Consider the following 15,705-nt stretch of genomic DNA (forward strand, 5'->3'; position numbering starts at 1 on the left):
TGGAACCCTCTACAATCGGGGTTTCCGGACCGGAATTCGGGGGCCGTTAGCTCAGTTGGTTAGAGCAGAGGACTCATAATCCTTTGGTCGAAGGTTCAAGTCCTTCACGGCCTACCAAAAAGCATGTTATAATTTCGGTCTTGCGCGGCTGTAGCTCAGTTGGATAGAGTACTTGGCTACGAACCAAGGGGTCGTGGGTTCGAATCCTGCCAGCCGCGCCACTTTTCAAAGACAAAGCCCGCAGCGAAAGCTGTGGGCTTTTGTTTTTTTGCTTTCAGGTGGCTGAAAGCGACGGTGCCCGCCGGCATGAAGTAGAGTTTTCTCTGTCATGAACAAAGCATTCACCAAGGAAAACGACGACGCGGACGAAGACGAAGGCCTTGCCGCGTCTCCGCCCACACCCGGTGGCAAGAACTACATCACCCGGTCCGGTTACGACCGCTTGAGGGCCGAGCTGCTCGGGCTGATCGACGATGAGCGCCCCAAAATCGTCGAAACCGTGCATTGGGCCGCCAAGAACGGGGATCGCTCGGAAAACGGGGACTATCTCTATGGCAAGAAGCGCCTGCGAGAAATTGATCGGCGCATTCGATTTCTGACCAAACGCCTTGAGATTGCGGAAGTGGTGGACCCTTCGCAGCACAAGGGCAACGATCAGGTGTTCTTCGGTGCGACCGTGACCTACGCAGATGACGATGGAAGGGAGACGACCATCACCATCCTGGGTATCGACGAAGCCGACAACACCAAAGGGCAGGTCAGCTGGATATCGCCGGTGGCGCGGGCGCTGCTCAAGTCCCGCGAGGGGGATGTGGTCAGGCTGATGTTGCCTGGCGGTGAGCAGGAAGTAGAAGTTCTGGAGGTGCGGTACCCGGACACGCCACAGGCCTGAGAGGGCTGGGTGGTCCAGGTGGTCAGCGGGTCGAGGATGGCTTGCCCCGCATCACTTTGACCACGGCAGGCGTGCGTTTGAGGCTGCGCATGACGGTGGCCAGGTGAATCCGGTCCCTGACGGCAATGATGAAGCGGATTTCGATGGTGGTCTGACCGGGTTCATTGCCCATGTCCACATGAGTAATGTCGGCCTCTGCAGCAGCGATGGCCGAGGCAACCCGGGCCAGCACGCCCTTGCCGTTGGTGACGGTGACCACCAGATGGGCTTCGAACAGCCGGACGGGATCTTCAGACCACTCGACTTGCAGGAAACGCTCGCTGTCGCGGTGCATGAGCTTGCGCCCCACAGCGCAGTCATCGGTGTGAACCACCAGGCCCTCTCCACGGCCCAGGTAGCCCACAATGCGGTCACCTGGAATCGGGCGACAGCAGCTTGCATACTGCACGGAGACACCCTCGCTGCCATCGAGACTGACGGCACCTTGTGAGACTTTCTCTTCGTGGCCACCCAGGTAGCGCTCGGTGCTGATGAGAACGGCGTCGGGTCGCTGACCGGTCTCACTGAGCAACACAGCGAGCTTTTTACCCACCATGGAAGCAATCCGCTTGCCCATGCCAATGTCGGTGAGGAGCTCGTACCGTGATTTGTTGCCGGTGAAGCGAAGCAGCTTTTCCCAGGTGGCCTGGTGCTCATCGTCCTCGGCCGGGAGGCTGGCAATGCCTTCGCCTCTGAGGGCCTGGATCAGCATGCGCTTGCCCAGCTCCTGTGCCTTCTCGTGGGCCACCGTCTTGAGATGGTGGCGAATCTTGGATCTTGCCCGACCGGTTCTGACAAATGACAGCCAGGCCGGGTTGGGCTCGGAGCGTGGATTGGTCATGATCTCGACCACGTCGCCGTTGTTCAGCTCGGTGCGCAGCGGGCTGTGCTCACCATTGACGGTAGCGCCCACCGCGTGGTTGCCGACGTCGCTGTGGATGGCATAGGCGAAGTCCATGACCGTGGCGCCACGGGGCAGAGAGAGGATCTTGCTCGCCGGTGTGAACACGTAGACCGAGTCGGGGAAAAGGTCGATCTTGACGTGGTCCCAGAATTCGGAGGCATCGTGGGTTTCACGCTGGATGTCGAGCAGCGACTGCAGCCATTGAGTGCCCAGGCGCTGGGAGGTGTCGCTGTCGGGTGCATCGGCCTTGTAGAGCCAGTGGGCGGCCACTCCAGACTCGGCGACAACGTCCATGGCATCGGTTCGCATCTGGAACTCGATGTTGGTGTTGACCGGGCCGATCAGGGTGGTGTGCAAAGACTGGTAGCCGTTGACCTTGGGGATGGCCACATAGTCGCGGAACTTGCCCGGTACAGGTTTGTACAGCTGGTGCAGTATGCCCAGGCCCGTATAGCAGTCGTTGACCTCGGGGACGACGACCCTGAACCCGTAGATGTCGGTGACCTGCGAGAACGACAGGTGCTTGCTGTCCATCTTGCGGTACACCGAGTACAGCGTTTTTTCCCGCCCGAGAATCCGCACCGGAATGCCGACCTTCTCGAAAGCCTCTTCCACCTCCCGTTGAACCCGAGCGATGAGGTCTGTGCGACGGCTGCGTGATTTGTCCAGCGCTTTGGACAGGACTTCATACCGCCAGGGGTGCAGGAAACGAAGACAGAGGTCTTGCAGTTCCCGGTAGGTGTTGTTCAGACCCAGGCGGTGCGCAATGGGGGCATAGATCTCGAGCGTTTCGCTACTGATGCGACTCCATTTGTTGCGGGGCATGTCCCCCATGGTCCGCATGTTGTGCGTGCGGTCGGCCAGCTTGATCAGGATGACGCGCACGTCCTTGGCCATGGCCAGGAGCATTTTGCGAAACGACTCCGCCTGATTCTGTTCGCGCGTGTCGAATTCGAGTTTTTCCAGTTTGGTCAGGCCGTCGACCAGGTCGGCCACTGAGCTGCCAAAACGCTCGACCAGCTCGGCTTTGGTCACGCCGCAGTCTTCCATCACATCGTGCAGCAAGGCCGCCATCAGACCCTGGGCGTCAAGCTTCCAGGTGGCGCAGATGCCAGCGACGGCGATGGGGTGCGTGATGTAGGGGTCCCCGTTCTTGCGCATTTGTCCCAGATGGGACTCGTCGGCAAGACGATAGGCCTGGCGAACCTGTTCCACGTCCTCAGGACTGAGGTACTCGAGCTGCCTGAGCAATGCCGCGAAACTGGCCGCAGCAGCACTCTCGGGCGGCGACGGCGAGTCGGCCCGAGGCGGCTGAATGGCAGGATCCGCGTCAGAAAGCATGTTCATACTGTAGCGCGGATGTCACGAGTTTGCAGTCTTTGACGGGGAATACTTGCGGCTTGTGGCGCTATTCGCACCACTTTTGGCACCCCTTTGGGGTGCTTATTCGCCCTGAGGCTTGAGGATGGTGGGCCTGGCCTCGGGCAGGCGCTCGGGGTAGTCGCGGCTGAAATGCAGTCCGCGGCTTTCGTGGCGCTGGAGGGCCGACTGCACGATGAGGTCGGCCACCTGGACCAGGTTGCGCAGCTCCAGCAGGTCGCGCGTGACGTGAAACTGGGCGTAGAACTCGTCAATTTCTGCCTGAAGCAGGGCGATCCGGTGAGCCGCGCGCTCCAGGCGCTTGTTGGTTCGAACAATGCCGACGTAGTCCCACATGAAGCGGCGCAGCTCGTCCCAGTTGTGTGAGATGACGACCATCTCGTCCGCGTCGGTCACACGGCTGACGTCCCACTCCGGAATGGCGGGTTGTTCGTGGGTGGGAGCGCCGGCAATGGCGCTGGCGGCTGCCTGGGCAAACACCATGCATTCCACCAGCGAATTGCTGGCCAGGCGGTTGGCACCATGGAGCCCCGTGCAGGTGGTCTCGCCGACGGCATACAGGCCTTCCATGTCCGTTCGGCCGGAAAGGTCGGTGACCACGCCGCCACAAGTGTAGTGCGCGGCTGGTACGACAGGAATGGGCTCCTGGGTGATGTCAATTCCCAGCTCCAGACATCGTGCGTAGATGGTCGGGAAATGCTCTTTGAGGAACTGTGGCTCCTGGTGAGAGATGTCCAGGTGGACACAGTCCAGGCCGTGCTTCTTCATTTCGAAGTCGATCGCGCGTGCCACGATGTCGCGTGGTGCCAGTTCGGCGCGGTCATCATGCTCGGGCATGAAGCGCTTGCCACCCTGGCTGGGCGGCAACTTGAGCTGGCCGCCCTCACCCCGCACCGCTTCTGTGATGAGGAAGCTCTTGACCTGCGGGTGGTAGAGGCAGGTGGGGTGGAACTGGATGAACTCCATGTTGCCCACGCTGCAGCCTGCTCGCCATGCGGCGGCAATACCATCGCCAGTGGCGGTATCCGGATTGGTGGTGTAGAGGTAAACCTTGCCCGCACCGCCGGTGGCCAGGATGGTATGCGTCGCCGTGAAGGTCTCAACCTCATCACTCAGCTCATTGAGCACATAGGCCCCATAGCAGCGCCCCGCTTTTCCGTTGGCCGGGGCCTTCTTGAGGCGCCGGTCGGTGATGAGGTCGACCAGCATATGGTTCTCGAACAGCGTGATATTCGGCGTCGATCGTACTCGCTGGCTCAAAGTGGCCTGAACGGCGGCACCGGTGGCATCCGCTGCGTGAACGATGCGCCGGTGGCTGTGGCCGCCCTCGCGTGTCAGGTGCAGTTCACCGTTTTCGGTGGAAAAAGGAACACCCAGCTCTCTCAACCAGGCAATGGCGGCTGGGGCATGCTCGACAGCGAAGCGCGTGGCCTCCTCGTCGCACAGGCCGGCACCGGCCACCAGGGTGTCTTCCACGTGGGCGTTGAATGAGTCGCCCTCGGCGAGCACGGCGGCGATCCCGCCCTGCGCCCATTGACTTGACCCGTCGGAGAGCCCGCGTTTGGTGACCATGGCCACCCGCATGGTGGGTGCCAGTTGCAAGGCGGCCGTCATGCCGGCCAGCCCTGTGCCGATGATCAGAACGTCAAACGCGTGGGTGGTGTTCATGGACTAAAGCGTTGGCGCAGTGCAGAGGTGAATTGGGCAGCAGTGCCGCCAGGAAAAGGAGGGCCGCATGCGGCGCTCAGGCGGGGGTGTAGGTCAGGCGCACATAGATGGGTGCAAATGCCTCGGCCTGCGTCAGCTCGATCAGACGCTCTTTGGCCAGCTCCAGTGTGGCGATGAAAGTCACCACCATGACCGGGGCGCCCTTGCTCAGGTCGAACAGGTCACCAAACTCCACAAAGTGCTTGCCCTGCAGGTTTCGCAGCACAATGCTCATGTGTTCTCGCACAGAGAGCTGTTCTCGGCTGATGCGGTGGTGCTGGACCAGGCGAGCCCGCTTGAGGATGTCGCGCCAGGCGGCCTGGAGATCGTCAACATGCACATCGGGGAAGCGCGGTTGCAGCGACTGCTCGACGTAAACCTGGGCGCGCAGAAAATCCCTTCCGTACTGGGGCACCTCGGCCAGGCGCTGGGCGGCAAGCTTCATCTGCTCGTATTCCAGCAGGCGCCGCACCAGCTCTGCGCGAGGGTCTTCCGGCTCTTCACCTTCCGCCGTTTTCTTCGGCGGCAGCAGCATGCGGGATTTGATCTCGATCAGCATGGCGGCCATGAGCAGGTACTCGGCAGCCAGTTCCAGGTTGGTGGCCCGGATTTCCTCGACATAGCTGAGGTATTGGCGGGTCACGCCGGCCATCGGAATGTCGAGGATGTTGAAGTTCTGCTTGCGGATCAGGTAGAGCAGCAGATCGAGCGGGCCTTCGAAGGCTTCCAGGAACACTTGGAGTGCATCTGGCGGAATGTACAGATCCCGCGGCAGCTGGAACAGCGGTTCACCATACAGGCGCGCGACAGCGACGTTGTCGACAACGTCTGGCAGGACCTGGTCGAGGCCATCGGGTGGGTCGGTCAGCGCGGGGGTCTCAGGTGTCATGGCCGGCAGCTGGCTGAAAGATCAGGAGATCAGGCGAAGCAGCCTGATCAATGCTGGCTGGGCTCGGTCTGGTAGACGTAGGGCTTTTGAGCCACCTGTGCTGCCTGTGCCTGCGCCTGGGCTTCGCGGTCGATGTCTTTGTCCCACAGAAGTGCGCGTCCTTCGCGTTGCTGGGCTTCGAGTTCAGGGCGATCTGCCTTGAGCTTGTCCAGAAACTGCGTGGCCTCGGAATCGTAGTGGGGACGGGCAAAGATGGACATGATGGAGGAGGGCGGCTGGTCTGCCGACACTAAATGGAAGAATGGGAAAAACAGCCATTTTATCGACCTTGGGACGAGCCATGGAAAAGCAAGGCGTCAGTCACCGACCGGGGCGGTGGCGAAGACCTGGTTGCGTTCCAGACCCACATGTTCTGCAAAGCCTGCCCGCTCGATCAAAGAGCGCGGCTGGTCGTTGAGGTGGGTCATGCGCAGGCGCCCCCCGCGTTTGCTCACGGCGCGATGCAACTGCTCCAGCGCATCCAGTCCGGTGGTGTCCAGTGAGATCAGCTGCCGGGCGTCCAGGACCACCAGGGTGCCTGCAGCGGCCTGCTCCACCGCGTCGATCACTCGATCGAGCTTGTCTGCGGCGCCGAAGAACAGGGTGCCATAAAGTTTGAAGTGAAGCTCATTCGGGGCGTGCGAAGGCTGCGGGTCTGCGCGGAAAATGGCGCTTTGCCGCCGCACGAACAGCACAAATGCCAGGGCGAGCCCGAGCTCCACGGCCACGGTGAGGTCGAAGATCACCGTGACAAAGAAGGTGGTGAGCATCATGAGCCGGTAATGCGCACTGAACTGGCGCATGCGGGCGAACTCGCGCCATTCACCCATGTTCCAGGCCACAAAAAGGAGCACGCCAGAGAGCACGGCCAGAGGGATATGCATGGCCAGGGGGGCTGCCACAAGAACCACCAGCATGAGCGTGCCCGCATGGACGATGCCTGCAACCGGTGATGTGGCACCAGAACGGATGTTGGTCACGGTGCGGGCAATGGTGCCGGTCGCGGGCATGCCGCCGAAAAACGGTACGACTGCATTGGCGATGCCTTGTGCCATGAGCTCCTGATTGGGGTTGTGCTGCGCATGATCACCCAGCTGGTCGGCCACCCGGGCACACAGCAGGGACTCGATGGCGCCGAGCATGGCGATGGTGAGGATGGGGTTGAACAACTGCTTGGCGCTGGTCCAGCTGACGTCGGGCAAGGACATGGCCGGCAATCCCTGGGGAATGCCGCCAAACCGTGTGCCGATGGTTTCCACGGGCATCTTGAACCACCAGGCCAGAAGCGATAGTGTTACCAGGGCCACGACGGGCGCTGGTACCCGAGATGTGGCCTTGAGCGCCGAGACGGTGTCGATGCCCTCGAGCTGCCGGCGGAACTGGGAGTCCACCGCCCAAAGTCGTGGCCAAAGGGCCAGCCCGCCGATGCACAGCACGCCCAGACCGAAGGCGTAGGGGTTGAAGGTGTCCAGGTGTTGCCACAAAGCCTGTAACACCCGGAAAAAATCGGCCGGCATCTTGGGGATGGCCAGGCCCATCCAGTCGCGCAACTGGCTCAGGGCGATCAGGACGGCGATGCCATTGGTGAACCCGATGATGATGCTGATGGGCACATAGCGCACCAGGGTGCCCAGCTTGAACAGACCCATCAGGAAGAGGACCAGACCGGCGCAACTGGTGGCGATGAGCAGGTTGGCCACGCCATACTGCTGGACGATGCCATAGACGATGACGATAAAGGCGCCCGCCGGCCCCCCGATCTGCACCGATACGCCGCCGAAGAAGGATATGAGGAAGCCGGCGATGATGGCAGTCCACAGGCCTGCCTCTGGCGGCAGGCCACTGGCGATGGCAAAGGCCATGGCCAATGGCAGCGCCACGATGCCGACGGTGACACCTGCACCCACATCCTTGGCCAGACGTACCTTGTCATAGGTGCGCAAGTCCTGCCACAAGCGGGGCTGGAAGCTGGCCAGGCGGGACGGTGATGTACGCATGCCGCGATGTTACTGCTTGCTACGGCTTCTGGCACGCCAGACACAGTCGTTCGTGGCCTGATGCGTACACTGGGTGTCTTGAGGGCCGAGCCTGCGCAGCGTCGTTGGAGGCGGTGAGCGGCCCTGTTCAGACCTCATCCATGACCATGATCTCCATGTCTCTTTTGAAGTTTCGCCCGCGGTCCCTGCAGCGACTGTGCGGCCTTGCCCTGGCTGCTGCACTTGTCGCAGGGTGCGACCCTCAGAACATCAGTGAACTGCAGCCCGGAGAATCCAGCGAAGCTGATGTCAGGGCCAAGTTTGGCGCACCTGAGGCCGTCTGGGAGGGAGAGGGCGGGGTGCGGATCTTCGAGTACAACCGGCAGCCTGCCGGGCATCGCAACTACATGATCTCCATTGGCCCTGATGGCAAGATGCAGCGCATTCGTCAGGTGCTTGATGAAGGCAACTTTGCACGGGTGACGCCAGGCATGCCCATGGAAGATGTGCGGCGAATGCTGGGGAAGCCGGCCAAAGTGACGCCGTTTGAGCTCAAAGGGGAGATTCACTACGACTGGCGCTACCTGTCTGGTCCGAATGCGAGCGACTCGAAACTGTTCACGGTTGTGTTTGACCGGCAACTGATGGTCATGCGGACAGAGCGAAACCCCGATCCGGAGCTGCAGCCCAACTGACACTCGCCATGCGAGCAGCATTGGCGCAGGCGGACAAAAGAAAGCGCCTCCAAGGAGGCGCTTTTTCACGGCTGCGTTGCCCGAAGGGTGGGGCGATCTCGATCAGCTCACCCGCATGCCCGGCTTCGCGCCTAGCCAGGGGTTCAGGATGAAAATGCCTGGCTCAGCCTTTTCATCGGCATGACTGGCAGCGAGCACCATGCCTTCACTGACGCCAAACTTCATTTTCCGTGGCGCGAGGTTGGCCACCATCACGGTGAGCTTGCCCACCAGTTCTTCAGGCTTGTAGACGCTGGCGATGCCACTGAACACATTGCGTGTCTGGCCTTCGCCGACGTCAAGGGTCAGCCGCAGCAGTTTGGTCGAGCCTTCGACCGCCTCGCAGTTGACGATCTGGGCAATGCGCAGGTCCACCTTGACGAAGTCATCGATCTTGATGGTTTCGGCAATGGCTTCGCCGCCAGGCAAAGGTTTTTCTTCAACCGGAGCGGCCGGGGGTTCGAACAGGGCTTCGAGTTGCTTGATGTCCACGCGTTGCATCAGGTGTTTGAACGGGGCGATGGCATGGCCGTTGCCCAGAAGCTTGGCTGCATCGGCGAACTGCATGGTGTTCACCTGGAGGAAACCTTCAACCTGTTCGGCCAGTGCTGGCAGCACAGGCTTGAGGTAGAGCGTGAGCAATCGGAAGGCTTCGATGCAGGTGGAGCACACGTCGTGCAGGCGCGCTTCCTGCCCTTCCTTCTTGGCCAACTCCCAGGGTTTGTTCTGATCCACGTAGGCATTGACCTTGTCAGCCAGTGCCATGACTTCACGCAATGCCTTGCCATATTCACGGCTCTCGTAGAGCGCGGTGACGGAGCCGGCAGCTGCCTGCAAGTCGCCAAGCAATGCCTGACCGTCGGCGCTGATGGCACCGAGCTTGCCGTCGAAGCGCTTGGCGATGAAACCGGCCGAGCGGGAGGCAATGTTCACGAACTTGCCGACGAGGTCGGCGTTGACGCGCAGCATGAAGTCGTCGGGCGTGAAGTCGACATCTTCGTTGCGGCCGGAGAGCTTGGCTGCCAGGTAGTAGCGCAGCCATTCGGGGTTCATGTCGAGCTTGAGGTACTTGAGGGGGTCAAGGCCGGTACCTCGGCTCTTGCTCATCTTCTCGCCATTGTTGATGGTCAGGAAGCCATGGACGAACACGGCGTTCGGCACTTTGCGGCCGCTGAAATGCAGCATGGCTGGCCAGAACAGCGTGTGGAAGGTGATGATGTCCTTGCCGATGAAGTGGTACTGCTCGGTGGCAGGGTCGGCCATGAAAGCCTCGTAATCCACACCTTCGCGGTTGAGCAGATTCTTGAGCGAAGCCAGGTAGCCTACAGGCGCATCCAGCCAGACGTAGAAGTACTTGCCGGGCGCATCGGGGATTTCGATGCCGAAATAGGGCGCGTCGCGGCTGATGTCCCAGTCGCCCATCTTGGGCTTGCCGTCTTCGCCAGGCTCGATCCACTCGGTGATTTTGTTGAGCACCTCGGGCTGCACGGCACCGCTGTTGGTCCATTGCTTGAGGAAATCAATGCAGCGCGGGTCGGACAGTTTGAAGAAGAAGTGCTCGGAAGTCTTGAGCACAGGCGTGGCACCGGAAAGTGCCGAAAACGGGTTCTTGAGCTCTGTGGGCGCATACACGGCGCCGCATACCTCGCAGTTGTCGCCGTACTGATCCTTGGCGCCACATTTGGGGCATTCGCCCTTGATGAACCGGTCGGGCAGAAACATGTTCTTCTCGGGGTCGAAGAACTGCTCGATGGTGCGGGTCTCGATCAGGTCATTGGACTTGAGCGATGTGTAGATGGCCTGGGCGAGCTCGTGATTCTCGGGCGCATCGGTGCTGTGCCAGTTATCGAAGCCAATGTGGAAGCCGTCCAGGTAGGGTTTGCGACCGGACGCGATGTTGGCGACGAAATCTTGCGGGGACACGCCAGCTTTTTCGGCTGCGATCATGATGGGTGCACCATGGGCGTCATCCGCGCAAACGAAGCGAACTTCATTGCCCTGCATGCGCTGGAATCGCACCCAGATGTCGGCCTGGATGTACTCCATGATGTGACCAATGTGGAAGTGTCCATTGGCATAGGGCAGGGCGGTGGTGACGAACAGGCGTCGCTGGCTCATGGCGGTGTTGTGGGTCGGTGCAAGGTTGACGAATGGCGCCAGTAGGGTCGAACAGCTCGCCGGGGCAGCAAGCGCTGGCGCAACGTTCCATTTTACTGGGTGGAAATCGGCCTGCGTCTACCGTGCCGCAGTTGGTACAACCTGAGAATTTGTGGGTGCTTTGGCCCTGACTGGCTGTGCGGCAGTTGTCGCCGGGTAGACTAGACGTCAAGGCTTGCGCGGTTTTCGGCCGTTTTGAGCGAGCCGCTCAGGGCCGTGCTGCCTTTGCTCCCGTTTTTTGTTTTTCATACCCAACGCCCGGCGCCCCAGGGCCGCCCGGTGATCAGGAGACCTGTTTCCATGGCTGTCAATCAGCAGGCTTTGCTCGAGGCGCTGTCCGCCGTCGTCGACCCCAATACCGGCAAGGGCTTTGTCGCCACCAAGGCGTTGAAGAATCTGGAAGTCACCGGTGGCGATGTCGCCTTCGAGGTTGAGATGGGATACCCGGCCAAGAGTCAGGTGCCCGGCATTCGTCAGTCCCTGATTGCGGCGGCCAAGTCGGTCGAAGGCGTGGAGAACGTCTCTGCCAACATTGGCACCAAGGTTCTCGCCCATGCGGTCCAGCGCGGCGTCCAGCTCCTGCCAGGTGTGCGCAATATTGTGGCCGTGGCTTCAGGCAAGGGCGGCGTCGGAAAGAGCACGACCACTGCCAATCTGGCCCTGGCGCTGGCTGCGGAAGGAGCCAAGGTCGGCATTCTGGATGCGGACATTTATGGCCCCAGCCAGCCGACGATGATGGGCATCGATGGAAAGCCGCAAAGCACGGACGGCAAAACCATGGAGCCGCTGTCCAACTACGGTGTGCAGGTGATGTCGATCGGCTTCATGGTCGACCGTGACGACGCGATGATCTGGCGCGGCCCGATGGCGACACAGGCCCTGGATCAGCTGCTGCGTCAGACCAACTGGCAGGACCTTGACTATCTGCTGGTCGACATGCCGCCAGGCACGGGTGATATCCAGCTCTCTCTTGCCCAGCGCGTGCCGCTGACGGGGGCTGTCATTGTGACCACGCCTCAGGACATCGCTCTGCTGGACGCACGCAAGGGCATCAAGATGTTCGAGAAGGTCAGCGTGCCGATTCTCGGTCTGGTGGAGAACATGGCTGTCTACTGTTGCCCGAACTGCGGCCACACCGAGCATATTTTTGGCGCCGATGGTGGCAAGAAAATGGCGGCCGAATTCAATATTGACTACCTGGGTGCTTTGCCACTGAACATGTCCATCCGCGAGCAAGCCGATGGCGGCAAGCCTTCTGTCGCGGCTGAGCCAGAGAGCGAGATCGCGGGGCTGTACAAGGGGGTGGCCCGGGAGGTGGCGCTGCGCATCGCCGAGAAAGCCAAGGATTACTCGAGCAAGTTCCCGACCATCAAGGTGTCCAAAGACACTTGAACGGCGCTGGCCCGGTATGGGCCGATGACACCAGACTGGAAAGGCCCTGCATGCAGGGCCTTTTGCATGATGGATACCGGGTGGCAGAAACGATGGAGCAAGCAAGCAAGCAAGTAAGTAAGCGAGCGACGTACTCGGACACGAATGACGGCAGTGGCACAATGCTCTGTCAATGGTCAGGCAGGGCTGCTGTGTCAATGCCGGGCTGACGTTTGCCGAAAGAACACATTGGGAGGAAACCGGAATGGATGAACGTGTCGCGGTGGGAGCACCCATTCGTTTGAAGAACCTGTTGGCTGCATTGGGCAGTGCGCTCTTGCTGGGCATGGCAGGGGCCACCCAAGCACATGAGATCGGTGTGTCAGAAGTGGCCTTGTCCAAGGCCATGGGGATTGCGGGACTCAAGCTTCAGACGGCACCGCAGGATATCCACTCCCAGGAGTTCGCAGAGTTCGAATACACGGACGCCTACGGACGCAAGGTGCTGACCTTGATGGTGGCGCCGTCTAGCCACTATCCGGGCTGGCGCGACGTCCAGGCCTCGGAGGCCATCGATGGCGTCGGTGAAGAAGCCTTCATCGTGCGCCGCACCGGGCTCATGTGCGCACGCCAGAAGGACCACGGTGCCTGTATCTCGCTTGATCAGAAGTACTTTCGCGGCCAGGCCAGCGCAAGCATCGACAAGGTACGGGCGGCTTTGCGCCTTGCCTTGTAAGGCGGGCCGGTTCTCGACCCGCCCTGGCAGTCAGTCGCTCTCGCGGCGCGACTGCTCCAGCTCGCGCAGCTTGAAGCGCTGGATCTTGCCCGTTGCGGTCTTGGGAAGCTCGGACAGGAACTCGATCATTCGCGGGTACTTGTAGGGGGCCAGCCGCTCTTTCACGAATGCCTGCAGCGTGGCTTCGTCCGCCGTCTGGCCCTGCTTGAGCACCACGAAGGCCTTGGTCTTGGTCAGGCCCTCATCGTCGATTGCGCCGATCACGGCAGCTTCAAGCACGGCGGTGTGCTGGACCAGCGTGGCCTCGACCTCGAACGGGCTGACGTAAATGCCACTGACCTTGAGCATGTCGTCGTTGCGCCCGGCATAGGTGTAGTAGCCGTCGGCGTCGCGCGAATATTTGTCGCCGCTCTTGGTCCATCCGCCCTGGAAGGTGTCTCGGGACTTTTCCCGGTTGTTCCAGTACATGAGAGCGGCACTCGGGCCCTGGATGTAGAGATCGCCGATCTCGTCCGTACCGTTGATCACTGCCCCGGTCTCATCCCTCAACTCGACTGCGTATCCTTCGACAGGTTTGCCTGTGGTGCCGTAGCGAACATCCCCCGGACGATTGGACAGGAAGATGTGCAGCATTTCGGTGGAGCCGATGCCGTCGATGATTTCGCATCCGAAGCGCTGTGTCCAGCGCTCGCCAATGTCCCGTGGCAGTGCTTCGCCAGCGGAGGAGCAAAGGCGCATGGACACTTCTGCTTTCTCGGGCAGGTCTGGACTGGCCAACATGCCGCCATAGCCGGTAGGCGCGCCGTAGAACACGGTGGTCTGGTGCTGCTTCATGCGCTGAAACACGGCTTGTGGGGTGGGGCGCTCCGCCATGAGGATGACGGTGGCGCCTACGCTGAGCGGAAAGGACAAAGCGTTGCCCAGGCCATAGGCGAAGAACAGCTTGGCCGCAGAGAACACCACATCATCTTCTCTGAGTTTCAGCACGGCCTGGCCATACAGAACAGCGGTCCAGTACAGGTTGGCCTGGGTGTGGACGGTGCCCTTTGGGGCGCCGGTCGAGCCTGAGGAATACAGCCAGAAAGCAGGTTCGTCGGCGTGGGTGTTGGCCGCCTGGGACGCTCCCAGGGTCTGCTGGTCGATCAGCGTGGCCATGTCGATGGCACCCGAGGGCAGTGTATCGGCAGGGCGGGAGACCACCAGGTGCTGCACCTCGTGCTGCGCGCCATCCATGGCGGTCTGCAGCGTGGGCAAAAGCGCGGCAGAGACGAGAGCTGCCTGAGCACGGCTGTTTTCCAGCATGTAGCCGTAGTCCTTGGCGGTGAGCAAGGTGTTCACGGCGACGGGCACGATGCCAGCATGCAATGCCCCCAGAAAAGCCACGACCCAGTCGCTGCTGTCGTGCATGAGGAGAAGGACTCTTTCTTCCCGGCGCAAGCCCAGGCTGATCAGGCCAGCGGAGAAGCGTTGTACCTGATCGGCCAGTTCGGCGTAACTCAGTTGCCCTTTGTCATCGATCAGAGCAGTCTTGCTGCCGCGCGATGCATTGGCCTCGATCAGGTATTGGGCGAAGTTGAAGCGGGCCGCGGGTGCGGTGGTGGCAGCTTCGTTCATGTGGGTTGTCTCCGGGGGGTTGTGTTTGTGCTTGTGTCTAAAAACATTCTGACGAGGGCATCAGAGTGCGTCCATGCGGATCTTCCGGCCCCCCGGCTTGGTGCCTGGAGGTGAATCGGGGTATAAATGCACTATGTTGCGTGTCAATCTATATGCATTAAAGTGCATGTACGACGTTCGCGCAAGTATTTTCAGGGTTTGTCCCAGCCATGAGTTCTTTGATCAGTGAGGAGACAAAGCCGGGTGCCAAAGCGGCTTCCGGCGAAGCCAGCCGCCACCCGTTTCTGGTGGCGCTGGGCGAACGCGTGCGTGACCTGAGATCGCGCAAGGGGATGACGCGCAAGGCGGTGGCGGTGGCAGCTGATGTGTCAGAGCGGCACCTGGCGAACCTGGAGTACGGGACCGGGAATGTGTCGATCCTGGTCTTGCTGCAGGTCGCGCATGCGTTGCATTGCCCGCTGGCGGAGCTGATTGGCGATGTCACCACATCCACGCCTGAATGGCTGCTGATTCGCGACCTGCTGCAGGGGCGCAACGAATCCCAGCTGCGCCAGGCACGGCTGCAGCTGGTGGACATGCTGGGCAAAGGCGGTGGCGTGGACGCGCAAGGTCGGGCTGCTCGAATTGCACTCGTCGGCTTGCGAGGGGCGGGCAAGTCCACGCTGGGCCAACGGCTGGCAGACGATCTGGGTTACCCGTTCATTGAGCTCAGCCGCGAGATCGAGCAGTTTGCCGGCTGCAGCATCAGCGAGATCCACAACCTCTATGGCGCGAACGCCTACCGCCGCTATGAGCGCCGCGCGCTGGAAGAGGCGATTCAGATATACCCGGAAGTGGTGATCGCTACCCCAGGCGGCCTGGTGGCCGACTCGGCCAACTTCAACCTGCTGTTGCAGCATTGCACGACGGTCTGGCTCAAGGCGGCGCCAGACGACCACATGAATCGTGTGGCCGAGCAGGGCGATATGCGGCCAATGGCGGCCAGTGCCGAAGCCATGGAAGACCTCAAGCGCATTCTGGAAGGCAGAGCGGCCTTCTATTCCAAGGCGGACATGACGTTTGATACCAGTGCGCAAGACCTGGCGCACAGCCACACCGCGCTGCGCAAGCAGGTGCGGGAGCTGCTCAGCCTGCCTGCCTGAAGCATTTTGCAGGGTCGGAACTAAATTGCAGTTGACGACCTCTCAAGACATGCACTATGATGCATGTTCCTACGCTACATCCCGAACAATTGTTGTTGATCGACCTCCCGGAGCCTGTCATGAAT

At 61.1% G+C, this 15,705-nt stretch carries 12 protein-coding genes and 2 tRNA genes; 7 read left to right on the top strand and 7 right to left on the bottom strand.

The genetic code is table 11. The annotated features are described in order from the left end of the window. Positions 1–40 precede the first annotated feature (40 nt). The 3 genes from ABWV89_RS07905 (at position 41) to greB (ending at position 892) form a co-directional block, all read left to right on the top strand. Positions 41–117, top strand: a tRNA-Ile gene (locus tag ABWV89_RS07905). Between the two features lie 27 nt (positions 118–144). After that, positions 145–221: transfer RNA gene (locus ABWV89_RS07910), tRNA-Arg, on the top strand. A gap of 107 nt (positions 222–328) precedes the next feature. Beyond that, the gene (gene greB, locus ABWV89_RS07915; RefSeq protein WP_353395689.1) at positions 329–892 is read left to right on the top strand and encodes a transcription elongation factor GreB; all 564 of its coding nucleotides are present in this window, start codon (positions 329–331) and stop codon (positions 890–892) included. A gap of 22 nt (positions 893–914) precedes the next feature. On the opposite strand, the gene ABWV89_RS07920 is transcribed toward greB, so the two are convergent. From ABWV89_RS07920 to ABWV89_RS07940, 5 genes are all read right to left on the bottom strand, one after another. After that, positions 915–3,176 (bottom strand): RelA/SpoT family protein, encoded by a 2,262-nt coding sequence (locus ABWV89_RS07920; protein ID WP_353395690.1) that lies wholly within the window; start codon positions 3,174–3,176, stop codon positions 915–917. A gap of 102 nt (positions 3,177–3,278) precedes the next feature. Beyond that, on the bottom strand, positions 3,279–4,883 hold the full coding sequence (nadB, locus tag ABWV89_RS07925) for an L-aspartate oxidase (RefSeq protein ID WP_353395691.1): 1,605 nt from the start codon (positions 4,881–4,883) through the stop codon (positions 3,279–3,281). Positions 4,884–4,959: 76 nt separating this feature from the next. Next, positions 4,960–5,811, bottom strand: coding sequence for a segregation and condensation protein A (locus ABWV89_RS07930; protein WP_353395692.1), 852 nt, complete (start codon positions 5,809–5,811; stop codon positions 4,960–4,962). Positions 5,812–5,858: 47 nt separating this feature from the next. After that, positions 5,859–6,071 (bottom strand): DUF3460 family protein, encoded by a 213-nt coding sequence (locus ABWV89_RS07935; RefSeq protein ID WP_353395693.1) that lies wholly within the window; start codon positions 6,069–6,071, stop codon positions 5,859–5,861. A gap of 96 nt (positions 6,072–6,167) precedes the next feature. Beyond that, entirely contained in the window at positions 6,168–7,847 is a 1,680-nt protein-coding gene (locus ABWV89_RS07940) for a SulP family inorganic anion transporter (RefSeq protein WP_353395694.1), read from the bottom strand. A gap of 146 nt (positions 7,848–7,993) precedes the next feature. Between ABWV89_RS07940 and bamE the strand changes: the two genes are divergently transcribed. Then, positions 7,994–8,521, top strand: a complete 528-nt coding sequence (gene bamE / locus ABWV89_RS07945; RefSeq protein ID WP_353396064.1) for an outer membrane protein assembly factor BamE domain-containing protein — start codon at positions 7,994–7,996, stop codon at positions 8,519–8,521. A 102-nt stretch (positions 8,522–8,623) separates the two neighbouring features. Here bamE and metG read toward each other — a convergent pair whose 3' ends face one another. After that, positions 8,624–10,678 (bottom strand): methionine--tRNA ligase, encoded by a 2,055-nt coding sequence (gene metG, locus ABWV89_RS07950; RefSeq protein WP_353395695.1) that lies wholly within the window; start codon positions 10,676–10,678, stop codon positions 8,624–8,626. Positions 10,679–11,017: 339 nt separating this feature from the next. On the opposite strand from metG, the gene apbC reads away from it, so the two are divergent. Continuing rightward, complete coding sequence (gene apbC / locus ABWV89_RS07955; RefSeq protein WP_353395696.1) at positions 11,018–12,109, top strand: iron-sulfur cluster carrier protein ApbC; 1,092 nt, start codon at positions 11,018–11,020, stop codon at positions 12,107–12,109. 244 nt (positions 12,110–12,353) lie between these two features. Continuing rightward, positions 12,354–12,824, top strand: coding sequence for a hypothetical protein (locus ABWV89_RS07960; protein ID WP_353395698.1), 471 nt, complete (start codon positions 12,354–12,356; stop codon positions 12,822–12,824). A gap of 30 nt (positions 12,825–12,854) precedes the next feature. Here ABWV89_RS07960 and ABWV89_RS07965 read toward each other — a convergent pair whose 3' ends face one another. Further along, a complete protein-coding gene (locus ABWV89_RS07965; protein ID WP_353395699.1) occupies positions 12,855–14,438 on the bottom strand; it encodes a benzoate-CoA ligase family protein in 1,584 nt (527 codons plus the stop codon). Between the two features lie 209 nt (positions 14,439–14,647). Here ABWV89_RS07965 and ABWV89_RS07970 point away from each other — a divergent pair, with 209 nt between their 5' ends. Continuing rightward, positions 14,648–15,580: a helix-turn-helix transcriptional regulator gene (locus tag ABWV89_RS07970; protein ID WP_353395701.1), complete on the top strand. Its 933-nt coding sequence runs from the start codon at positions 14,648–14,650 to the stop codon at positions 15,578–15,580. Positions 15,581–15,705 lie beyond the last annotated feature (125 nt).

Origin of the sequence: Hydrogenophaga sp. 5NK40-0174, from assembly GCF_040372165.1 — a bacterium.
Lineage (GTDB): Bacteria > Pseudomonadota > Gammaproteobacteria > Burkholderiales > Burkholderiaceae_C > Hydrogenophaga.